Here is a 20,735-nt window from a genome sequence, read left to right as displayed (position 1 = left end):
GCGGTTTCTGACACGGGCGGGACCGCCGGCGCCTCGGTCGACGTCTCAACTACCTGCCGGTCCAGCTCCGTTGCTGAAACATGCACCTGGAAAGGTGGCGCACACTCTCAGGGTCGAGTCAGCGATTCCGGCGCCGGGCCGCGTCAGACCTCCGGAGCCTCCCCCAGGTGGCTCGGCGCCCACATCGCCAGGCGGGTCTGCACCACGACGACGTTCGGCCCGTCCGCCTGGAACGCGCGCTCGAGCGCGCCGCGCACGTCCTCCACTCCCACCGTCTCGGCGGGCACGCCGAAGGAGGCGGCGAGGGCCTGGAAGTCCGGCCGGTCGAGCTCGGTGGCCGTGGCCTTGCCGAACGCGCCCTCCATGTACTCGCGCAGGATGCCGTACCCGCCGTCGTCGATGATCAGCCACGTCACCGCCGCACCGTGCTGCCGGGCGGCCGCGAGCTCGGCGAGGGAGTACATCGCCGAGCCGTCGCCGGCGACGGCGAGCACGCGCCCCTCGATCCCCGTGCGACCCTGGTGGGCCAGGCCCACCGCGCCGCCGAACGCGGCCGGGAACCCGTAGCCGAGCCCCCCGGCGCCCTGCGCCGAGTGGAACTCGCCGTCCTGCGCGTCCCAGCAGTTCCACGCCCAGTATGCGGCGATGGTCATGTCCCAGTACGTCTGCATGGTCGACGGGACGGCGGCCCGGATGTCCGCCAGGAGCCGGCGCTCCACGCCGAGGTCCTGGGCGTCGAGGCGGGCGGTGATGCGCGCGTTGACGTCGGCGACCACCTCGGCCGGGGTGCGGCCGTGCCAGACGGCGGCGTCCTGCGCCACCGAGCCCGACTCGCGCAGCGCCGCGGCGAGGGCCTCGAGCGCCTGGCCGGCGTCGGCGCGCACACCCAGCGTGGGGTGGTTGGTCTCCAGCACACGCGGCTCCGCGTCCACCTGGATGAGGCGGCCGCGCGGCTCGAGCGTGAAGTAGTTGGAGGTGACCTCGCCGAGCGAGGAGCCCACCACGAGCAGCACCTCCGCGTCCTCGAGCAGGTCCGTGACGAGGCGGTCCTCCACCCAGCCGCCGAGGCTGAGCGGGTGCCCCCACGGGAAGGCGGTGTTGCCGCCCGGCGAGCAGACCACGGGCGCCTGGAGCAGCTCCGCGACCTCCCGCAGGCTCTCCATCGCGGCCCGGCCGGAGCGGCGCACACCGCCGCCGGCCACGATCGCCACCCGCCCGGCCCCGCGCAGCCAGCGCACGGACTCGGCCACGAGCTCGGCGCGCGGCGGATGGTCGTAGGGCACGGCCAGGGCGTCCTCGACCGGGGGCACCATCACCTCGCCGAGCAGCACGTCCTGCGGGATCTCGACCCACACCGGCCCCTGCGGCACGGTGACGGCCTCGGCCCACGCGTCCTGGATCGCGGACGGGATGCCCGAGGCGTGGTGCACCGTGAACTGGGCCTTGGTGACGTTGCGGGCCGAGGCCTTCTGGTCGTCCAGCTGGTGCAGCATGCCCTTGCGCCGGGCGCCGAGCCCGGACAACGGGATCTGCGAGGCGATCACCAGCATCGGCACGCCCGTGGCGTAGGCCTCCTGCAGGCCGGCCAGCGCGGTGAGCGCGCCGGGGCCGGTGGAGAGGAACAGCACCCCGACCTCGCCGGTGGCCCGGGCGTACCCGTCGGCGGCAAAGGCGGCGTTGTTCTCCACGCGGTTCGAGACGAACTCCAGCGGGGAGCGGGACAGGGCGTCGAAGAGGCCCAGGGCGTGCTGGCCCGGGATGCCGAAGACCGTCCGCGCGCCCAGGGCGTGGAGCGTCTCCACGGCCAGGTCGCCGCCGTTGCGCCGCGGGGCCGCCGTCGTCGTCTGCTCGTCGGTCATCGGCCCGGCTCCTCACCGGCGGCCGCGCGGGTGGCGCGGCGGTCGGCCATCAGGGAGATGAGGTCGTAGGCCACATGGGAGGCGGCGACGCCGGTCAGCTCGGCCTGGTCGTAGGCCGGGGCCACCTCCACCAGGTCTGCGCCCACGATGTCGAGCCCGCGCAGCCCACGCAGGATCTCGAGCAGCTCGCGGCTCGTGATGCCGCCGGCCTCGGGGGTGCCGGTGCCCGGCGCGTGCGCGGGGTCGAGGACGTCGATGTCCACCGAGATGTAGAGCGGCCGACCCCCGATGCGCTGGCGCAGCTGGTCCACGATCTCGTCCACGCCCTGACGGAACACGTCCGAGGAGGTGACGATGCCGAAGCCCATGCGGTGGTCGTCGTCGAGGTCCTTCTTGCCGTAGAGCGGACCGCGCGTGCCCACATGCGAGATGGCCTCGGTGTCCAGGATCCCCTCCTCCACGGCGCGGCGGAACGGCGTGCCGTGGGTGTACTCGGCCCCGAAGTAGGTGTCCCACGTGTCCAGGTGGGCGTCGAAGTGCAGCAGGGCAACGGGCTCGCCCGCCCGGGCGGAGGCGGCGCGCAGCAGCGGCAGCGCGATGGTGTGGTCGCCGCCGATGGTCATGAGCGAGGAGCCGTCCTCGGTGAGGTCCATCGCGTCCTGCTGGATCGCCTCGATGGCCTCGCCGATGTCGAACGGGTTCACCGCCATGTCCCCGGCGTCCACCACCTGGGCCTGCGCGAAGGGCGAGGTGTCCGTGGCGGGGTTGTACGGGCGCAGCAGCCGCGAGGACTGCCGCACGTGGCCGGACCCGAAGCGTGCACCGGGGCGGTAGGAGACGCCGGCGTCGAACGGCACGCCGACCACCTTGATCTCCGGGGCGACGCCGGCCGCGGCCGCCTCGTCCAGGCGCGGCAGCAGCGCGTAGGTGGGGGTGCCGCCGTAGCGGGGCACGAGGGCGGAGTTCACGGGGCCGAGGCGGCCGTTGTCCTCGACGCGGGGGATCTCGAGCATCTGGATGTCCTCTCTGGGCGGTTCGGTTCGGTCTGGTCGGTCTGGTCTGTCCGGTGTGGGCGCGCCGGACGGGGTCACGCGTGGCCCACGAGGGTCCACAGCACGACGGCGGGGCGGTCGTCCGGATTGGCCCACGAGTGGGGCTCGCGGCCGGGGAAGGTGACGGTGTCCCCCTCCTCCAACAGGTGCACGGCCTCGGTGGTCCGCAGCTCGAGGCGGCCGGTGACCACGTGCACCGCCTCCACGCGGCAGTCCACGGTGTACAGCTCCGCCTCCCCGCGGCCGCGCGGCGCGATGTCAGCGCGCAGGATCTGCAGGTCACGACTGCCGCGCGGGGTGATCAGACGCTCGCGGATGCCCTCGCCGCCGAGGTTGACCGCGGGGGCGTCGGCGAGGCGCACGACCGTCACCTCGGGCGCGTCCAGGACGTCGCCCGGGCTCGCGCCGAGCACCTGGCACAGGGTCACGAGCGTGCTCACGGACGGGCTCGTCAGGTCCCGCTCGAGGCGGGAGAGGAAGCCCTTGCTGACGCCGGCCGCCTCGGCCAGCTGGGCCACGGTGAGCCGCCGCGCCTCGCGCAGCGCACGCAGCCGACGGCCGATCAGCGCCTGGCCCGGCGCGGTCTCGAGCGGGAGGGCCTTCATCGCGCTCCTCCCGACGTCGGCCAGGCGAGGACGCGGGCCGGGGCGCCGTCGCCGCCGGCCAGGGGCAGCGGATGCACCTCGAGCCGGGAGCGGGCGGACCAGTCAACGCGCGGCGCCGTTCCTGCGGGGCGGAGCGCGTCCAGCCCCACGAGGTTCTCGACGATGATCCCGTCGCCGCCGAGGAAGACCGCGTGGGTCGGAAAGTCTGGCTCACCGGCGAGCCCGGTGGGATCAGGACTGAGCATGTCCACCCCTAACAGACGGATGCCACGATCCCACAGCATGGCCGCGGCCTCTCCTGTGAGGAAGGGATGACGTGCGCGGAGGAGGTCGTCGCGCCAGTGTCGATCCCAGCCCGTGGCCAGCAGGAGTCGGGCGGGCGTCCACGCATCTGTGCCGGGCAGGAGGGGGGCCAGGCGCGCGGCGGAGATCGACTCCCCGGGGCCGAGCCCGGCCAGACCGAGGACGAGGGCTTCCCCGCACAGCTCGTCCCAGTTCAGCCCCTCGACGGTGCGGCCGCCCGGCACGGTGTGGCACGGGGCGTCCACGTGGGTGCCGGCATGCGATCCGATCTCGAGGGCCATGACCGCGACCCCGTCCTGGGCGACGGTGAGGGCGGGGCGGATACGCACACCCGGATCGCCCGGGTACACGGGCATGCGGTCCTCCAGGGGGCGCGAGAGGAGCAGGGGGGCAACGGTGTCAGGCGCCACGGCGTCCCTCGATCGACGCGCCGGCCTCGGGGCGGGCCTCCGGCCGGTGACGCGGCCAGGCGAGCAGGGCGTAGAGCAGGGCGCTCAGGAGGAACACCGGCACGGTGGCGCCGACGGGACTGGGCCACACGTCTGTGAGCAGCCACGACGTCGCGGCGCCGACGGCCCACACGGCGACTGCTCGCCAGTGGACACCCACGCGGAACCAGGCGCGCGGGCCACGGGCCACGAGCACGTCCAGGGTGATGCGGCGGCCCTGAAGCACGTAGTCCACGAGGATCACGGCGAACACCGGCACGAAGAAGGCACCGATCAGCGCAAGGAAGTCGGTGAAGCGGGTGAGCAGGTCGAACCACATCGCACCGATGACGCTCACCGCGCCGAGCACCAGGGCGACGGGAACGAACGGAAGGGGCCGGCTCAGCGAGGCGTGGGTGACCGACGTCGCCATCCCGTAGACCACCATCGTGTTCGTGGCCATGACCGAGAGGAACATCACCACGGCCAGCGGCCACCCGAAGGCTGTGACGAGGGTCGCCGGATCGAAGGGGGTGGCCGCGGCGTCGCCCAGGAGCACATGGGCGAAGGCCGTGAGGCCCAGGCTCATCGCGATGACGGTGGACAGGGTATAGCCGATGCCGGAGCCCAGCGCGGCCGCGCGCGGGGTGCTCGCGTTCCGGGTGATGTCGGCGGAGAGGACGGTCCAGGAGATGGCCGTGGCGAAGACGAGATCGAAGGCGAGGGCGGGAGTCAGCCCGACGGTGGGGTCCACCGGGATCGACGCCAGCTCGGCCGGGCCGTGGGCACGGAAGGCGGTGACGAAGATCCCGCCCATCACGGCGAGCATCACGAGGGCGAGCCAGGGTTCGATCCGCGCGATGCCCTCGTGCCCGAGGATCGCCAGGGCCACGACGACGAGCTGGCACAGGACCGCGAAGAGCATCGGTGAGGAGAATCCGGTGGCCGCGGACACCAGGGCGTCCACCGCGAGGCCGGCCAGCATGGCCTGCACCCAGGACCACCCCATCAGGACCACCACGTTGAACGTCACCGGCAACAGGGATCCGCGGTGGCCGAAGGCCGCACGGGTCAGCGCCATGGTGGGCAGACCGGTGCGGGCACCGATGACCCCGACCCCCACCAAGACGAGGGCGCCGAGGACGGTGCCCAGCACGATGCTGGTCAAGGCGGTGGCATAGGAGACCCCGGGCTGGAAGAGGGTCCCCGTCAGGAGCGTGGTGACCACGAGGTTGGCGGCCAGCCAGATCAGGAGCATGCGGAGCGTGCTCACGGTGCCGCGGGGCGGCGTCTGGACGACATGCTCGGACACACGCGCTCCTCTCTCTCGGCCCGGAGCCTGCACCCCGTCACCCTGGACTACATGTTGCCTGACAAGCAACATGTGTTTACCGTAGACCCGGTTCGTGTGATCGGCAACACGCCGATCACTCCTGTCCCGCCGCGGCGCCCCCACATCCGGCGCCCCGGATCCCCTCGCCCCAAGGACCGCCCGTGACCCTCAACCTGACCATCGTCGCCGTCTACCTGGTCGGCATGCTCGCCTTCGGCTGGTGGGGCAAGGCCCGCGCCGCCAGCTCGGAGGACTACCTCGTGGCGGGCCGCCGTCTCGGGCCGGTGCTGTTCACCGGCACCATGGCCGCCGTCGTGCTCGGCGGCGCCGCCACCGTGGGCGGCGTCGGCCTGGGGTACGAGTTCGGGCTCTCCGGCGCGTGGCTCGTGGCCGCCATCGGCGTCGGCGTGCTCATCCTGTCGGTGGCGTTCGCCCCGATCCTGGCCCGCCTGAAGATCTACACCGTCTCGCAGATGCTCCGCCTGCGGTACGGCCGCGGCGGGGCCTCGCACGCCTCCTCGTTCGTGATGCTCGCGTACACGCTCATGCTCGCCGCCACCTCCACCGGCGCCTACGCGTCGATCTTCGTGGTGCTCTTCGGCTGGGACCGCTGGCTGTCCGTCCTGGTGGGCGGCGGCATCGTGCTGGCCTACTCCGTGCTCGGCGGCATGTGGTCCATCACCCTGGCGGACATGGCCCAGTTCCTCATCATGACCGTCGGCCTGTTCGCCCTCATGCTCCCCCTCTCCCTGGCCAACGCCGGCGGCTGGGGTGCCATGCAGGAGCGCCTGGGCGCCGAGTTCTTCAGCTGGGACGGGATCGGCGTGCAGTCGATCGTCACCTACTCCGTGGTCTACACCCTCGGCCTGCTGATCGGCCAGGACGTCTGGCAGCGCGTGTTCACGGCCCGCTCCCCCCGCGTGGCGCAGATCGGCGGCGCCACCGCGGGCCTGTACTGCATCATCTACGGCGTCGCGGGCGCCGTGATCGGCATGGCCGCCCGCACGGTCACCGCGGACATCGCCACCCAGGACGACGTGTTCGCGTGGGTCGCCCAGAACCTGCTGCCCGTCGGCGTCGGCGGCGTGGCCCTGGCGGCCGCCGTTGCGGCCATGATGTCCACCGCCTCGGGCGCGATCATCGCGGCCTCGACCGTGATGCGCACGGACATCCTCCCCATCCTCCGCGGCGAGGCCACCGCCTCCGAGGACGGCGCCACCGCCGGGGACGAGGCCCCGGAGACCGCGGCGGAGCTCGCCTCGAACCGCGGCTGGGTGCTGCTGCTCGGCGCCGTCGTGCTGGGGCTGGCGATCGTCGTCCCGGACGTGGTGGCGGCCCTGACCATCGCGTACGACATCCTCGTGGGCGGCCTGTTCGTCGCGATCGTCGGCGGCCTCGTGTGGAAGCGCGGCACCGGGACGGCGGCCCTGTGGTCCATGGTGGTCGGGACGGTGGGCACCCTCGGCACCATGGGCTGGCTCGAGCTGAACGCGGCGGAGCCCTTCGAGGGCGTCTTCGCGAACGAGCCGATCTACGTCGGCCTGGCCGCCTCCGCCGTCGTGTACGTCCTCCTCAGCCTGATGACCCCGCCCACCGACCCCGCGGTCCTCGAGGCCTGGCGCGTGCGCTCCCGCCACGGCGTCGACGCCGTGGCGGGAGCGTCTCTGACCAGGAATCCCGGGGCCTGCGATCCTCCGATGCCCGCACGATGGTCAGGCCAGACGATGCGGCGGCGGGCGATCCTTCCTCAGGCTCCTCCCGGCCCCTAGTGTTTCCGTATAGCTCGGGACCGGGACGCCCCCTCGGGGCCGTTCCGGCTTCCATTCACCCGGGCCTCGCTGGAGACAGAAAGGCAACGGTTCCCATGACCACCAAGAATCGCGCCGTGGCATTCCACGGCATCAAGGACGTGCGCGTCGACGAGCTCGACTTCCCCAAGCTGGAGATGCCCGACGGCTCCGCCGCCCCGCACGGCGTCATCCTCAAGATCGTCGCGACCAACATCTGCGGCAGCGACCTGCACATCTACCGCGGGTCCTTCCCCGCACCCGAGGGCATGGTGCTGGGTCACGAGATGACCGGCCAGGTGCTGGAGGTCGGCAGCGACGTCCAGTTCCTGCAGGAGGGCGACCTCGTCTCCGTGCCGTTCAACGTGGCCTGCGGCCGCTGCCGCAACTGCCGCGCCGGCCGGACCGAGATCTGTGAGACCGCCAACCCGGAGCAGGCGTGCGCCGCCTACGGCTTCAATCTGGGCGGCTTCCAGGGCGGACAGGCCGAGTACCTGTTCGTGCCGTACGCCGACTTCCAGCTGCTGCGCTTCCCGGGCCAGGAGCAGGCGATGGAGAAGATCCTGGATCTGGCCGTGCTCTCGGACATCCTCCCCACGGCGTTCCACGGCCTCATGGAGGCCGGCGCCAAGCCCGGCTCCACCGTCTACATCGCCGGTGCCGGCCCCGTGGGCCGGTGCGCCGCGGCCGCCGCTCGGCTGCTGGGCGCCTCGTGCATCATCGTGGGCGACCAGGACGCCTCGCGGCTGGAGCTGGTGCGCAAGCACGGCTGCGAGACCATCGACCTCTCCGTCACGGAGAACCTGCAGGACGCCGTGAACGACATCCTCGGCGAGCCGATGGTGGACTGCGCGGTGGACTGCGTCGGCTCCGAGGCCCACGGCCTGGGCTCCGCGTCCGATGAGATGCAGCCGATCGCCGCCGTGAACCAGGTCCTGGACATCACCCGTCCGGGCGGCGCCACGGGCATCATCGGCATCTACGGGCCGGACCCGATCGCGGAGACGAAGGCCGAGCAGGAGGGCACCTTCCCGGTGGACTTCGGCAAGGCCTGGATCAAGTCGCCCCACATCATCGGCGGCCAGGCGCCCATCATGCGCTACAACCGCCAGCTGATGATGTCCATCCTGTGGGACCGGATGCCGTACCTGACGGAGATGGTCAACCCGCGCGTCATCAGCCTGGACGAGGCACCCCAGGCCTATGCGGAGTTCGACCAGGGCTCCCTGGAGAAGTTCGTCATCGACCCCCACGGCATGATCGCCCGCTGAGCGGTCCGCCTCCGGAGGCACGACGGCGCCCCTCACCTGCCCGCGCAGGTGAGGGACGCCGTCGTCGTCCGCGGATCATGCCGCGTGCAGCAGCGTGGCGGTGATCCCGAGGGCCGCCAAGCCCACCACCAGCGCGACCATGCAGGCCACCGACGCCAGGGCCGGCCGGGCCTGCTCCCGCGCGATTCCGTCCGCGTGCGCCACGTAGCGCCGGCGCTGCGTGGCCAGCACCGCCGCCCCGCCGACGGCCGCCACCACCGCAGGCCCGAACGCCCACGCGCCGACGGCCGGCCACCACCTCAGGAACGTGAGGCTGAGGACGCCCAGCGCCAGGACCGTGCGGCCCCAGCTCATCACGGTGCGCTCGGGCTGCAGCCCCGGGTCGTGATGCAGGCGCATCGTCTCAGCCTCGCGGAAGGACGACGGCGGCCAGCAGCACCACGACGGCCAGCACGACGCCCCCCGCGAGGACCGGGACGATCAGCGGCAGCGGCAGCGGACGGCCGCGGCGCATCGCCCGCTCCACCCGGAGCCAGCGCGCGCCCGCGCCCAGGGCGAGCAGCGCCGCCAGGACGAGCAGCACCGTGCTCAGCACCACCCGGACCGGCGGCGCGAAGAGGGCGCCGGTGAACGCCTCCACCGCGACCCCGCCGGCCAGCAGCGCCAGCGCCGTCCGGACCCAGGCCAGGAACGTGCGCTCGTTGGCGAGCGTGAACCGGGGGTCCGGCTCCTCCCCGCCCGCCAGGAGGCGGTGCTGCCAGGCCGGCCGGCCGCCGTCGTGGGCGGCGGTCTCGGGGCCGTCGGGGGTCTCTGCTGCGTCCATGCGGCCATGGTAGCGACGGCGTAGACTGGCCGGTCGGGCGCGCCCGGCCGCCGCGGCCGCGACGGCGCCGCCCCCCCCGCCCATCCGATGGAGCCCCATGAGCCCCGCCCACACCGCCACTCCTGCGGCACGTCCCGAGCCGACCCGCGAACAGGTCCGACGCTGGCGCCGCTACCTCGCGGATGAGATCGCCGAGGGCCAGATCTACCGCGACATCGCCGCTCGCAAGGACGGCGTGGAGCGCGACATCCTGCTCGGCCTCGCCGAGGCCGAGCGCCGCCACGAACAGCACTGGCGGGCCCTCCTGGGCGAGCACGCCGAGAACCCGCCGCGCCCCTCCCTGCACCGCATCCTGCTGCGCTGGCTCGCGCGGATCTTCGGCTCCGTGTTCGTGCTGGCCCTGGCCCAGCGCGCCGAGTCGGACACTCCCTACGCGGAGGACCAGGACGCCCCCGAGGGCATGGTGGCGGATGAGGCCATCCACGAGGAGGTCGTGCGCGGCCTCGCCGCCCGGGGTCGCGAGCAGCTGGCCGGCAACTTCCGCGCCGCCGTCTTCGGCATGAACGACGGGCTGGTCTCCAACCTGGCGCTCGTGATGGGCATCGGCGCGACGGGCGTGGCGCCGTCCGTGGTGCTGTTCACCGGCGTGGCCGGCCTGCTGGCGGGCGCGCTGTCCATGGCGGCCGGCGAGTACGTCTCGGTGCGGTCCCAGCGGGAGCTGCTCGAGGCCTCCTCCCCCACCCAGATCACCCTCGAGGCGGCCCAGCACCTGGACCTGGACCACAACGAGCTCAAGCTCGTCTACCTGGCCCGCGGCATGACGCCCGAGGACGCCGAGCACCGCGCGCTCGAGCGCCTCGGCTATCTCACGTGCGACTGCAACCCGCAGTTCTCCGCCCGTCCCGACGGCTCCCAGGGCCCGGTGGACCACTCGGACTCCTTCGCGGAGATCGGCTCGGCGTGGAGCGCCTCCCTGTCCAGCTTCGCGTTCTTCGCCTCCGGCGCACTCATCCCGATCCTGCCGTACATCTTCGGCATGTCCGGGCTGTGGGCCCTGGGCCTGGCGGCGGCGATGGTGGGCGTGGCCCTGCTCTTCACCGGCGGTGTGGTCGGGCTGCTGTCCGGCTCCTCACCGCTGGCTCGGGGCCTGCGCCAGCTCGCGATCGGCTTCGGCGCCGCTGCCGTGACGTACGTGCTCGGCCTGCTCTTCGGCGCGAACGTGGGCTGACGCGGGGAGGGCGGTCTGGCGCCCCGGCCACGAGAAGAGGGTCCGGTCCTCTCCGTCCTCTCGGCGGCTCAGTTCCTCCAGAGCCCCGATGAGTGCACCGACAGCGGTGGGCCGGCCCGCTGTCGCAGTGTCGCTCTGCTCTGTGTCATGAGGAGCGGAAGGTGGTGACCATGCGGGCCTCAGGTACGCGGTTCCCACCGGAAGGTGCTCTTTGCCATGGCGAACGCCGCCACGACGAAGGCGAGGCTCGGCAGCAGCAGGCTGACGGCCTCGTGGAGGGCCATGCCGCTCCATCCCTCGATGATCAGCTCGGTCACCGCACCGCCGGGGAGCAGGCGTTTGACTCCGGCAAGCTCCTCCGTGCCGGTCAGACCGACCCACATGGAGGCGCCGAGGGCGACGACGAACAGGGGCAGCGTGGTCACCTGCGCGTGGTCCGGGGAGTTGGTGAGACCCGCCGTCGCGATGGCCGCGCCCACGAACATCAACTCCAGGACGACGACGGCGGCCACGACGGCCACGACCCCCACCGGAGGGGTGCCGACGACCGACAGGATCGCGACGATGACCCCGGCCTGCACCAGGTTCACCAGCGCAATCGGCAGCACGAGACCGCTCAAGATGGAGGCGTCCTTCGCCGACGTGGAGCGCAGCCGCTTGAGGAACAGGTTCTGGCGGCGGGAGGCCAGGGTGGTCGTCGCCGTGATGTAGGTGCCCATGGCGGTCACGGTGACCAGGATCAGAGCGGCCGTCACCGGGGTGCCCCCGAAGTTCTCGCGGTTGAAGATCAGGACCGCGCTGAAGGCGAGGGGGATGAACAACGACGAGGCTGCGACGAGGCGGTTGCGGACGAGCTGTGTCATCTCGCTGCGGGCGATGGCGAACATTGCGGGCTCCTCTTGTGGTGGTCGAGTCGGTCGTGAGGACGTGTGATCAGGCGTTAAGGGCGCGGAAGAGGGATTCGAGCCCCTCGGCTCCGACGTTCAGGCCCTCGAGCTCCACATCGCGGGAGCGGGACCACACCAGGAGGCGGTACAGGTCCTCCTGGAGGTTCGTGGTGGGGATGGTGACCGCGCCGCCGGGTGCGATCGTCGCGTCCTCGAACGGGACGGTGGGCTCACCACTCAGCCGGAAGCTGATGGTCGAGGGGAAGGCCGAGGTGAGCTCGGCGACTGTCCCCTGCCGATGGATGCGGCCGCTGTGCATGAGCGCGATGCGGTCGGCCCGCTCCTGGGCCTCCTCGAGGTAGTGCGTGGTGAGCAGGATCGTCGCGCCCTCGTCACGCAGCCGGTCCACGACGTGCCAGAGTGCGTCGCGTGCCTCGATGTCCAACCCCGTGGTGGGCTCGTCAAGGAAGATCAGCTCCGGTGAGCCGAAGATCGCCGTGGCGAAGTCGAGGCGGCGCTTCTCGCCGCCAGAGAGCTGCCCGGTCCGGGTGTCCCGACGCCGGCGGAGGTCCACGAGGTCCAGGACACGGTCGACGTCGTCGTCCCGCCGCGTCAGACGACCGATCAGCGCGAGGGTCTCGCGTACGGTCAGGTCCGGGGCGAACCCGCTCTCCTGGAGCATGATCCCCACCCGACGACGCAGGGTGCGGTCGCTCGGGTCCTGCCCGAGGACCCGCACGGAGCCGGCGGTCGGGGCCCGGTGACCCTCCATGACCTCGATGGTGGTGGTCTTCCCGGCACCGTTGGTGCCGAGCAGGCCGAAGAACTCCCCACGTCGGATCTCGAGATCGATCCCGTCGACGGCAGTGAAGTCCCCGTAGTCGACCCTGAGGTCGTGGATCTCGACGATCGTCTCCGTGCGAGAGTCGACGGCGGTGGGGGCGGGGAGAAGCGTCGTGTTCTGCATGTCCCCCACACAACCAACCGGAATCCGCCCCCGACAGTGAGGTCACGTCACTGCGCGGCATGACAGAGTTGGTGCGCAAGCATGACGCTGCGTCACTGGTGCGGGGCGGGCCGGTGACGGAAAGGTGGATGTCGTTCCGATCCCGCGGCACCCGCGGCGGATCGGGACCGCCGAAGAGAACCAACCATCGACCTGGACACGGGAGGCTCCCATGAAGACCATCCGGACCATCGCATTCATCCTGTTTCTCTGTGCCACCGCGTTCGGCGTCATGTTGACGCTGCACTACCTGCCCATCCCCGAGATCCTGCCCTCTGAGATCACCTCCTGGGTCCCCGCACGGGACACCGCCGACGCCACCTGGCTGATCGTCGGCATGGTGGTCGCCGTCGTCGCGACCGCTGTGGGGTTCTCGGCCAGCCACAAGGCCGTCGAGCGAGAGACGCAGGTGACCTCCTGAGGGGCACCCGATCCACGCGCTGACTGAACATGGAGTGCCCATGACCTCCGAGCACACGTCGGAGACGCGAAGGCTGCGCAGTAGGACGAGCTTCGTCCTGCTCGCAGTCTTCGGTGTTGCCGCCATCGTCGCCCTCCTGACGTCCGCTGTGGAGCCGTGGCCCCCTCTCGTCCTGGCACCCGGCCTCATCGCCGGCCTCTGGCTGCTGTCCCAGTGGCACCGGGAGGTGGCTGCTCCGACGCGTTGGGCAGTGCTCGCCCTGGGCACTCTCACCTGGGCGCTCAGCGCCCTCTGGGATCTGACTCCCCTGGGCGCCCTGGCCTTCGCCCTCGCCGGTGCGCTCGAGGTCATGTGGAGCCGACACGCCAGGGCCGTCGTGACCCTGCTGGTGCTCACTGTCGGGTCGGCGGCCGGCGCTCTCGTGTTCGTCACCGATCCCCAGGCCTTGTGGGTCTATGTCGGCATGGGCGCCCTGCTGACGGGCGTCGCGTGCGTGACCATCCCCGTTTCCCGAATCTCCTTCGACCTCATGCGCCTGCAGGACCAGCGTGCGGAGCAGGAGCGGGCAGCCTCTCTCGATGCCGAGCGGCTGCGCTTCTCCCAGGACCTCCATGACATCCAAGGCCATGCGCTGCACGTGGTGAAGCTCAAGATCGCCGTCGCCCAGCGGATGCTTTCCACGGACACCGACGCGGCCCAGCGGGAACTCGATGAGGCTCAGCAGACCCTGCGCCAGACCATGGCCGAGACCAAGGCGCTGGCACAGGACGGGCACACCTTGACCCTGCGCGGTGAGCTCGCGAACTCCGTCGCGCTGCTCGAGGCCACAGGCATCACCGTCACCACCGACGACGACGGCGGCCCGCGAGGCGAAGAGTTCGAGCATGTGGCCGGCGTCGTGATCAGGGAGGGGACCACCAACATCCTGCGTCACTCCGACGCCCGCAGGGTCGAGATCAGCCTTGCCCCCGGGCACGTGGTGATCTCCAATGACGGTGCGGCCGGTGTCTCCGCCGAGGACCACACGGGAGGGCTGGACAACCTCCGGTCCCGCCTCGCGGGGGTCGGAGGCCGCCTGGACGTCTCCTGTGTCGACGGACGGTTCACCCTCGGGGCACGATGGGAAGCGGACGAGGAGGAGTCGGTGTGAATGACATCAGGATCGTCCTGGCGGACGACGAGAAGCTCCTGCGCACAGCACTGGCCACTCTGCTGGAGATAGAGGGCGGCATCCGCGTCGAGGAGGTGGCCGCCGACGGCCATGAGGCGGTCGAGGCAGTGCGCCGCATCGATCCCGACATGCTGGTGACGGACATGGAGATGCCCGGTCTGGACGGCGTCGCAGCCGTCGCGACGCTCCGCGAGACCCACCCCGACCTCCCGGTGGTGATGCTCACCCGCCACGCCCGTCCCGGGGTGCTCCGACGGGCGCTGAAGGCTGGCGTCACCGGGTTCGTCACCAAGTCTGCGGAGCCGGGGGAAATCGCCGATGTGATCCGCAGGGTGAACAGCGGGCAACGATGGATCGATCCGGACACCACGGCCCGGGCGATCTCGGACGACTGTCCCCTCACCGACCGGGAGCTCGACGCCCTGCGTGCCACGGGCGAGGGGTACTCCGTGGCCAGGATCGCGCAGCAGCTGCACCTCGCGGAGGGCACGGTCCGCAACTACCTCTCCAGCGCCATGCAGAAGACCCAGACGTCCACGCGCCATGACGCGGCGCGGTTCGCCCGCCGCCACGAGTGGCTCTGACTCCGCGTCTCCCGTCATCTCACAGGACCTCACCACGACGACGGCCCCTCACCCTGGCGGGTGAGGGGCCGTTCGCTGTGGTCGCCGTGCCGTCAGGCCCGGCGGCCGAGGGTCGGGATCAGGCCTGGGCCTGCAGGATCTCCCGCATGAGCTGGGCGGTCTCGGACGGGGTCTTGCCGACCTTCACGCCCGCGGCCTCGAGGGCCTCCTTCTTGGCCTGCGCGGTGCCGGCGGAGCCGGAGACGATGGCGCCGGCGTGGCCCATGGTCTTGCCCTCCGGGGCGGTGAAGCCGGCCACGTAGCCGACGACCGGCTTGGTGACGTTGGCCTTGATGAACTCGGCCGCACGCTCCTCGGCGTCGCCGCCGATCTCACCGATCATCACGATGGCCTGGGTGTCCGGGTCGGCCTCGAACGCCTCGAGGGCGTCGATGTGGGTAGTGCCTATGACCGGGTCGCCGCCGATGCCGATGGCGGTGGAGAAGCCGAAGTCACGCAGCTCGTACATCATCTGGTAGGTCAGCGTGCCGGACTTGGACACGAGGCCGATGGGGCCGGAGCCGGTGATGGTGGCCGGGGTGATGCCGGCCAGGGCCTCGCCCGGGGTGATGATGCCGGGGCAGTTCGGGCCGATGATGCGGGTCTTCGGCTTCCCGTCCTCGCCGGTCTTCGACTGCGACAGGGCGAAGAACTCGGCGGAGTCCTGCACCGGGATGCCCTCCGTGATGACCACGAGCAGCGGGATCTCGGCCTCGATGGCCTCGATCGCGGCGTCCTTGGCGAAGGCCGGCGGCACGAAGGCCACGGACACGTCCGCGCCGGTCTTCTCCATGGCCTCCTTGACGGTGCCGAAGACGGGCAGCTCGACGGCGTTGCCGTCCTTGTCCTCGTGGGACACGGTGGTGCCGGCCTTGCGGGCGTTCACGCCGCCCACGATGTTCGTGCCGGCCTTGAGCATGAGGCGGGTGTGCTTGGTGCCCTCGCCGCCGGTGATGCCCTGGACGATGACCTTGGAGTCCTTGTTCAGGTAGATCGACATAGCTGTTTCCTCAGTCTTTCCGAACGGTCAGTTCGCGGAGTGGGCGAGCTCGGCGGCCTTGTCGGCGCCCTCGTCCATGGTGGCGGCCAGGGTGACGAGCGGGTGGTTCGCCTCCTGCAGGATGCGGCGGCCCTCCTCCACGGCATTGCCGTCCAGGCGCACGACCAGCGGCTTGGTGGCGGTGTCACCCAGGATCTCGAGGGCCTTGACGATGCCGTTCGCGACGGCGTCGCACGCGGTGATGCCGCCGAAGACGTTCACGAACACGGACTTGACCTGCTCGTCGCCCAGGATGACGTCGAGGCCGTTGGCCATGACCTCGGCGTTGGCGCCGCCGCCGATGTCCAGGAAGTTGGCCGGCTTCACGCCGCCGTGCTTCTCGCCGGCGTACGCGACGACGTCGAGGGTGGACATCACGAGGCCGGCGCCGTTGCCGATCACGCCGACCTGGCCGTCCAGCTTCACGTAGTTGAGGCCGTTGGCCTTGGCCTTGGCCTCCAGCGGGTCCTCGGTGCGCTCGTCGACGAGGGCGGCGTGGCCCTCGTGGCGGAACGCCGCGTTGTCGTCGAGGGAGACCTTGCCGTCCAGGGCGAGGATCGTGCCGTCGCCGGTCTTCACCAGCGGGTTCACCTCGACGAGGGTGGCGTCCTCCTTCTCGAAGACCTCCCAGAGCTTCTGGATGACCTCGGCGACGTCGGCGCGCAGCTCCTCGGGGAAGCCCGCCTCGGCGACGATCTTCTGGGCGGTCTCGGCGTCGATGCCGGTCAGCGCGGAGACGGGCACCTTGGCGAGGGCCTCGGGGCGCTCCTCGGCCAGCTGCTCGATCTCCATGCCGCCCTCGACCGAGCACATGGCCAGGTAGGTGCGGTTGGCGCGGTCCAGCAGCACGGAGAAGTAGTACTCCTCGGCGATGTCGGCGCCCTGGGCGATCATGACCCGGTGCACGGTGTGGCCCTTGATGTCCATCCCCAGGATGGCCTTGGCGTGCTCGTAGGCCTCGTCGGCCGTCTTGGCGACCTTCACGCCGCCGGCCTTGCCGCGGCCGCCGACCTTCACCTGCGCCTTGACGACGGTGACGCCGCCGATCTTCTCCGCGGCCGCCTTGGCCTCGTCCGGGGTCTGCGCAACGATGCCGGCCAGCACGGGGACGCCGTGCGCCTCGAACAGATCGCGCGCCTGGTACTCATACAGGTCCACGGTGGTGTGTCCTTCTTGGTCGAAGACAGGGTCTGCCGGCCTCGCCCGCGGGCGCGGCCGACGTCGACGCCCCCTCCGTGGCCGGGCCGGGCACGGGGGCACAGCAGGGCGGCGGACGGCGGCGTTCCACGGCTCACTCTAGTCCACACCCCGGAGAGACCGGGGAGTCGGCGGGCCGGTCCCGTCAGCCCTCGACCTTCGTCAGCGGGGCGTAGCGCAGCAGCAGCCGCTTCTGCGCCCCGGTGGCGTCGAAGGTGACGGTCGCGACGGTCTTGTCCCCCGCGCCCGCGACGGCGTCCACACGCCCCTCGCCGAAGGTCGCGTGGGAGACGCGGTCGCCCGGGCTGAGCGCCACGATCTCCTTCTGCGGCTGCACCCGGCTCGGCGCCTTCCCGCGCACCACACCGGAGGGCACCGTGAGGTCCGCCGGCTCGTCCCCGCGGGTGAGGCGCTGGGGCCGCGCGCCGTCGTCGTCCCGGGACCGCCAGGCCGGTCGCCCGCCGCCGAACCGCCCCGCGTAGCGCGAGGTGCCGGCGCCGGTCAGGCTCAACGACCCGGCCGAGCGCGTGGTGCCCTCCCGCTCCCAGTCGATGAGCGCCTCCGGGATCTCCCCGAGGAACTGGCTGGGCGGGTTGAACTGGTGCTGGCCCCACAGCGAGCGTGCCTCGGCGCGCGTCAGGAACAGGCGACGGCGGGCGCGCGTCAGGCCCACGTAGGCCAGACGGCGCTCCTCCGCGAGCTCCTTCTCGTCCGTCATCGAGCGGGCGTGCGGGAACACCCCGTGCTCCATGCCCGTCAGGAACACCACGGGGAACTCGAGGCCCTTGGCGGTGTGCAGCGTCATGAGCGTGACCTGGCCCTGCTGCTCGGCGAGCGCCTCGCCCTCCACGTCCGGGGCCGTGGGCAGCTGGTCCGCGTCCGCCACGAGCGCCACCTGCTCGAGGAAGTCGGACAGGGTGCCGTCCGGGTGCGTCGTCTCGAAGGAGCGGACGACGGCGACGAGCTCGCCGAGGTTGTCCGCGCGGGACTCGTCCTGCAGGTCCTCGGACTCGCGGAGGGCGGCCAGCATCCCGGACTGCTCGAGGACGGCCTCCAGGACGGTGGCCGGGCCGGCGGACTCGGCGACCTGGCCGAGGTCGTCCATCATCTGCACGAAGCCGCGGACGGCCTTGAGCGAGCGCGCGGCCATGCCGGGGGCGTTCTCGGCGTCGCGCAGGGCCGCGGAGAACGTGGAGCGGTTGCGCTCGGCCCACGCGGCGATGGCGCCCTCGGCCCGGTCCCCGATGCCCCGCTTGGGCTCGTTGAGGATGCGGCGCACGTTGACGTCGTCGTCGGGGTTGACGATCACCCGCAGGTAGGCGAGCGCGTCCTTGATCTCCTTGCGGTCGTAGAAGCGCGTGCCGCCGATGACCCGGTACGGGATGCCGCGCGTCACCAGCCGCTCCTCGAGCGCACGGGACTGCGCGTTGGTCCGGTAGAACACGGCGACGTCGGCCGGGCGGATCCCGTCCTCGTCCTGCAGCCGGTCGATGGTGGTGGCGATCCACTCCGCCTCGGCGGACTCGTTCTCCGCGGCGTAGCCGACGATCGCGGGGCCCTCCCCCTCGGCCGTCCACAGGCGCTTGGGACGGCGGTCCGGGTTGCGCTCGATCACCGCGTTGGCGGCGTCCAGGATGGTCTGCGTGGAGCGGTAGTTCTGCTCGAGCTTGATGGTGACGGCGTCCGTGAAGTCCTGCTCGAACTCGACGATGTTGCGGATGTCCGCGCCGCGGAACGCGTAGATGGACTGGTCCGAGTCGCCGACGACGGTCAGCTCGCCGCCGGGGGTCTCCACGCCCTCGGGGTCGCCCGCCGGGCCGGCGAGGAGCCGGATCAGGCGGTACTGTGCGTGGTTGGTGTCCTGGTACTCGTCCACGAGGACGTGGCGGAACCGGCGGCGGTAGTTGTCCAGCACGCGCGGGAACGCCTCGAACATGTGGACCGTCATGCCGATCAGGTCGTCGAAGTCCAGGGCGTTGGCCTGGCGCAGGCGGGCCGTGTAGTCCCGGTAGACGGCGGCGACGGCGCGGCCCCACGGGTCCCCCTCGGCCACGGTGGCGGCGTAGTCGTCCGCCTCCACGAGCTCGTTCTTCAGGGAGCTGATGCGGTTCAGCAGGGCCTTGGGCGCGAAGCGCTTCGGGTCCAGCTCGTGCTGCTTGGCGACGGTGGTGACCAGGCGCAGGCTGTCCGCCGAGTCGTAGATGGTGAACGTGGACTTCAGCCCGATGTTGGCGGCCTCGTTGCGCAGCAGCCGCACGGCGGAGGAATGGAACGTGGAGATCCACATCCGCTGGGCGGTGGGACCGATCAGACCGGCCACGCGCTCGCGCATCTCCGCGGCGGCCTTGTTCGTGAAGGTGATGGCGAGGATCTCGTGCGGCCGCGCCCGTCCGGTGGCGAGCAGCCACGCGATGCGGTGGGTCAGCACCCGGGTCTTGCCCGAGCCGGCGCCCGCCACGATCAGCAGCGGCGCCCCCGTGTGGGTCACCGCGGCTGCCTGCTGCGGGTTGAGCCCCGCCACGAGCGACTCGGGAGTGTGCGTCGGCGCGGCCGGCCGGACGTCCTCGCCCCAGGCCTCGGGGTCCGCGGCCGCGCGCGTGACGGCCGGGGGCACGAGCCCGGGCAGGGCGGTCTCCGGGTCCGCCGGGCGGCGGGTGCGGTCGAGGTTCAGGGGCGTGCGTCCGAGCGCGGAGAAGAGGTCAGCCATGGCGGACCCAGTCTAGGCGTGGCCCCGGACGCGACAGCGGGCGCCGCCGTCGTCGCCCCCCGCCCCCACCCCACCCGCACTCTCGAACGTGATGTGGGGCCTATCTCGCGTTCGAAAGTCCCCATGACCCCGATTTCACGTTCGAAAGTGAGCTGGGCGGCGCGGGACCGGACCGGCTCGGCCGGTCTGGGAGGATGGACCGCGGAGGTGCCCCGTGTCCCAGAAGTCTCGCAAGTCCCGTCCGCGCCCGTCGCGGCCCGCCGCGCGCCCGGTCGCCGAGTCCCCGCGCTCCCGTCCCACGCTGCGGGACGTCAACGTCCGTGAGGACCTCGCCGCGGCCGCTGAGCGCGAGGGCAGCCCGGCGATCCCGGTGAGCGCGCTGATCGTGACCACCCTGCTCGTGGGCGCGTACCTCCATCTGCTGGTGCTGCAGCAGATGACCCAGCTCAGCGGCGGCCTGGCGATGCCGGACTCCCTGCTGTTCTACGGGCAGGACCACATCCGCGCGCTCTCCGCGGTCATGGACGAGGACGCCCGCGGCCAGCTGAACTGGGTGCACAAGACGGCCGGCGTGATCTTCCCGATCGCCGTGGCACTGACGGTCACCGCGGTCGGCGCATGGCGCCTGCGTCCCGTCGGCGCCAAGTGGGCCGTCTTCGGGCTGGGCGTGCTGTTCGCGGTCGTGGACATCTGCGAGAACATCGCGATCGAGCAGGCGATCGCCGCCGGCGGCCCGGGCACCGGCCTGGCCGCCGCCCTGACGCTGACCCGCTGGGTCCTGCTGGCGCTGCTCGCGCTGGCGGTGGCCGTGATGCTGTGGGCCGGGCGGCGCCGTCGTGGTCGCGCCACGCGGGCGGCCTGAAGGGCTCGGCTAGACTCGCTCACCGGACCGACGCACGGTCCGCGCCCCAGTAGCTCAGTTGGATAGAGCGACCCTCTCCTAAAGGGTAGGCCGTCGGTTCGATTCCGGCCTGGGGCACCTGGGCGGCCGGTCC

General features: G+C 71.8%; 19 protein-coding genes and 1 tRNA gene. 8 read left to right on the top strand and 12 right to left on the bottom strand.

The window, feature by feature from the left end; genetic code table 11:
• Positions 1–143: 143 nt before the first annotated feature.
• The 5 genes from AC3RJ9_RS01895 to AC3RJ9_RS01875 form a co-directional block, all read right to left on the bottom strand.
• Positions 144–1,859: a thiamine pyrophosphate-binding protein gene (locus tag AC3RJ9_RS01895; RefSeq protein WP_101967283.1), complete on the bottom strand. Its 1,716-nt coding sequence runs from the start codon at positions 1,857–1,859 to the stop codon at positions 144–146.
• Positions 1,856–2,872 carry an agmatinase gene (gene speB, locus AC3RJ9_RS01890; protein ID WP_129867225.1) on the bottom strand — a complete coding sequence of 339 codons (1,017 nt, stop codon included), beginning with the start codon at positions 2,870–2,872 and terminating at the stop codon, positions 1,856–1,858. Before speB ends, AC3RJ9_RS01895 begins: the two co-directional genes overlap by 4 nt.
• Before the next feature lie 74 nt (positions 2,873–2,946).
• The gene (locus AC3RJ9_RS01885; RefSeq protein ID WP_041103047.1) at positions 2,947–3,516 is read right to left on the bottom strand and encodes an XRE family transcriptional regulator; all 570 of its coding nucleotides are present in this window, start codon (positions 3,514–3,516) and stop codon (positions 2,947–2,949) included.
• A complete protein-coding gene (locus AC3RJ9_RS01880; RefSeq protein ID WP_255476792.1) occupies positions 3,513–4,229 on the bottom strand; it encodes a cyclase family protein in 717 nt (238 codons plus the stop codon). The genes AC3RJ9_RS01885 and AC3RJ9_RS01880 overlap by 4 nt, the downstream gene beginning before the upstream one ends.
• Complete coding sequence (locus AC3RJ9_RS01875; protein ID WP_129867224.1) at positions 4,219–5,559, bottom strand: purine-cytosine permease family protein; 1,341 nt, start codon at positions 5,557–5,559, stop codon at positions 4,219–4,221. Before AC3RJ9_RS01875 ends, AC3RJ9_RS01880 begins: the two co-directional genes overlap by 11 nt.
• Before the next feature lie 182 nt (positions 5,560–5,741).
• On the opposite strand from AC3RJ9_RS01875, the gene AC3RJ9_RS01870 reads away from it, so the two are divergent.
• Together AC3RJ9_RS01870 and AC3RJ9_RS01865 are read left to right on the top strand one after the other, a co-directional pair.
• The gene (locus AC3RJ9_RS01870; protein ID WP_236557116.1) at positions 5,742–7,349 is read left to right on the top strand and encodes a sodium:solute symporter family protein; all 1,608 of its coding nucleotides are present in this window, start codon (positions 5,742–5,744) and stop codon (positions 7,347–7,349) included.
• A 95-nt stretch (positions 7,350–7,444) separates the two neighbouring features.
• Complete coding sequence (locus tag AC3RJ9_RS01865) at positions 7,445–8,638, top strand: alcohol dehydrogenase catalytic domain-containing protein (RefSeq protein WP_101967281.1); 1,194 nt, start codon at positions 7,445–7,447, stop codon at positions 8,636–8,638.
• A gap of 75 nt (positions 8,639–8,713) precedes the next feature.
• Here AC3RJ9_RS01865 and AC3RJ9_RS01860 read toward each other — a convergent pair whose 3' ends face one another.
• On the bottom strand, positions 8,714–9,037 hold the full coding sequence (locus AC3RJ9_RS01860; protein ID WP_061866963.1) for a DUF202 domain-containing protein: 324 nt from the start codon (positions 9,035–9,037) through the stop codon (positions 8,714–8,716).
• A 4-nt stretch (positions 9,038–9,041) separates the two neighbouring features.
• Positions 9,042–9,461 (bottom strand): YidH family protein, encoded by a 420-nt coding sequence (locus tag AC3RJ9_RS01855; RefSeq protein ID WP_041103054.1) that lies wholly within the window; start codon positions 9,459–9,461, stop codon positions 9,042–9,044.
• A gap of 97 nt (positions 9,462–9,558) precedes the next feature.
• On the opposite strand from AC3RJ9_RS01855, the gene AC3RJ9_RS01850 reads away from it, so the two are divergent.
• Positions 9,559–10,689, top strand: coding sequence for a VIT1/CCC1 transporter family protein (locus AC3RJ9_RS01850; protein WP_095353376.1), 1,131 nt, complete (start codon positions 9,559–9,561; stop codon positions 10,687–10,689).
• A 179-nt stretch (positions 10,690–10,868) separates the two neighbouring features.
• Here the strand turns inward: AC3RJ9_RS01850 and AC3RJ9_RS01845 are convergent, their stop codons facing one another.
• A complete protein-coding gene (locus AC3RJ9_RS01845; protein ID WP_060973830.1) occupies positions 10,869–11,576 on the bottom strand; it encodes an ABC transporter permease in 708 nt (235 codons plus the stop codon).
• A 46-nt stretch (positions 11,577–11,622) separates the two neighbouring features.
• Positions 11,623–12,543, bottom strand: a complete 921-nt coding sequence (locus AC3RJ9_RS01840) for an ABC transporter ATP-binding protein (protein WP_060973829.1) — start codon at positions 12,541–12,543, stop codon at positions 11,623–11,625.
• Positions 12,544–12,754: 211 nt separating this feature from the next.
• Between AC3RJ9_RS01840 and AC3RJ9_RS01835 the strand changes: the two genes are divergently transcribed.
• The 3 genes from AC3RJ9_RS01835 to AC3RJ9_RS01825 are packed head-to-tail and all read left to right on the top strand — an operon-like array spanning position 12,755 to position 14,758.
• Positions 12,755–13,003, top strand: coding sequence for a hypothetical protein (locus AC3RJ9_RS01835; protein ID WP_060973828.1), 249 nt, complete (start codon positions 12,755–12,757; stop codon positions 13,001–13,003).
• A 40-nt stretch (positions 13,004–13,043) separates the two neighbouring features.
• Entirely contained in the window at positions 13,044–14,153 is a 1,110-nt protein-coding gene (locus AC3RJ9_RS01830) for a sensor histidine kinase (RefSeq protein WP_060973827.1), read from the top strand.
• The gene (locus AC3RJ9_RS01825) at positions 14,150–14,758 is read left to right on the top strand and encodes a response regulator transcription factor (RefSeq protein WP_230956215.1); all 609 of its coding nucleotides are present in this window, start codon (positions 14,150–14,152) and stop codon (positions 14,756–14,758) included. The genes AC3RJ9_RS01830 and AC3RJ9_RS01825 overlap by 4 nt, the downstream gene beginning before the upstream one ends.
• 118 nt (positions 14,759–14,876) lie before the next feature.
• On the opposite strand, the gene sucD is transcribed toward AC3RJ9_RS01825, so the two are convergent.
• From sucD to pcrA, 3 genes are all read right to left on the bottom strand, one after another.
• On the bottom strand, positions 14,877–15,797 hold the full coding sequence (sucD, locus tag AC3RJ9_RS01820) for a succinate--CoA ligase subunit alpha (RefSeq protein ID WP_061867723.1): 921 nt from the start codon (positions 15,795–15,797) through the stop codon (positions 14,877–14,879).
• A gap of 27 nt (positions 15,798–15,824) precedes the next feature.
• Positions 15,825–16,994 (bottom strand): ADP-forming succinate--CoA ligase subunit beta, encoded by a 1,170-nt coding sequence (gene sucC / locus AC3RJ9_RS01815; RefSeq protein ID WP_041103060.1) that lies wholly within the window; start codon positions 16,992–16,994, stop codon positions 15,825–15,827.
• 184 nt (positions 16,995–17,178) lie between these two features.
• The gene (gene pcrA, locus AC3RJ9_RS01810) at positions 17,179–19,740 is read right to left on the bottom strand and encodes a DNA helicase PcrA (protein WP_061873223.1); all 2,562 of its coding nucleotides are present in this window, start codon (positions 19,738–19,740) and stop codon (positions 17,179–17,181) included.
• A 214-nt stretch (positions 19,741–19,954) separates the two neighbouring features.
• Here pcrA and AC3RJ9_RS01805 point away from each other — a divergent pair, with 214 nt between their 5' ends.
• Positions 19,955–20,602, top strand: coding sequence for a hypothetical protein (locus AC3RJ9_RS01805; protein ID WP_044659023.1), 648 nt, complete (start codon positions 19,955–19,957; stop codon positions 20,600–20,602).
• Positions 20,603–20,645: 43 nt separating this feature from the next.
• Positions 20,646–20,719: transfer RNA gene (locus AC3RJ9_RS01800), tRNA-Arg, on the top strand.
• The last annotated feature ends 16 nt before the right edge of the window (positions 20,720–20,735 follow it).

The sequence above is a fragment of the Micrococcus sp. 63XJN7_6_ISO-PGPR-S23-444 genome (assembly GCF_058072765.1).
This window is presented reverse-complemented; position numbering and strand designations above follow the sequence as displayed.

Excerpts from the sequence above, each read along its gene's own strand:
- AC3RJ9_RS01830 (WP_060973827.1), top strand. The coding sequence starts at position 13,044 with ATGACCTCCGAGCACACGTCGGAGACGCGAAGGCTGCGCAGTAGGACG.
- AC3RJ9_RS01840 (WP_060973829.1), bottom strand. The coding sequence starts at position 12,543 with ATGCAGAACACGACGCTTCTCCCCGCCCCCACCGCCGTCGACTCTCGC.
- speB (WP_129867225.1), bottom strand. The coding sequence starts at position 2,872 with ATGCTCGAGATCCCCCGCGTCGAGGACAACGGCCGCCTCGGCCCCGTG.
- AC3RJ9_RS01865 (WP_101967281.1), top strand. The coding sequence starts at position 7,445 with ATGACCACCAAGAATCGCGCCGTGGCATTCCACGGCATCAAGGACGTG.
- sucD (WP_061867723.1), bottom strand. The coding sequence starts at position 15,797 with ATGTCGATCTACCTGAACAAGGACTCCAAGGTCATCGTCCAGGGCATC.
- AC3RJ9_RS01855 (WP_041103054.1), bottom strand. The coding sequence starts at position 9,461 with ATGGACGCAGCAGAGACCCCCGACGGCCCCGAGACCGCCGCCCACGAC.
- AC3RJ9_RS01835 (WP_060973828.1), top strand. The coding sequence starts at position 12,755 with ATGAAGACCATCCGGACCATCGCATTCATCCTGTTTCTCTGTGCCACC.
- AC3RJ9_RS01860 (WP_061866963.1), bottom strand. The coding sequence starts at position 9,037 with ATGCGCCTGCATCACGACCCGGGGCTGCAGCCCGAGCGCACCGTGATG.
- AC3RJ9_RS01850 (WP_095353376.1), top strand. The coding sequence starts at position 9,559 with ATGAGCCCCGCCCACACCGCCACTCCTGCGGCACGTCCCGAGCCGACC.
- AC3RJ9_RS01885 (WP_041103047.1), bottom strand. The coding sequence starts at position 3,516 with ATGAAGGCCCTCCCGCTCGAGACCGCGCCGGGCCAGGCGCTGATCGGC.
- pcrA (WP_061873223.1), bottom strand. The coding sequence starts at position 19,740 with ATGGCTGACCTCTTCTCCGCGCTCGGACGCACGCCCCTGAACCTCGAC.
- AC3RJ9_RS01845 (WP_060973830.1), bottom strand. The coding sequence starts at position 11,576 with ATGTTCGCCATCGCCCGCAGCGAGATGACACAGCTCGTCCGCAACCGC.
- AC3RJ9_RS01895 (WP_101967283.1), bottom strand. The coding sequence starts at position 1,859 with ATGACCGACGAGCAGACGACGACGGCGGCCCCGCGGCGCAACGGCGGC.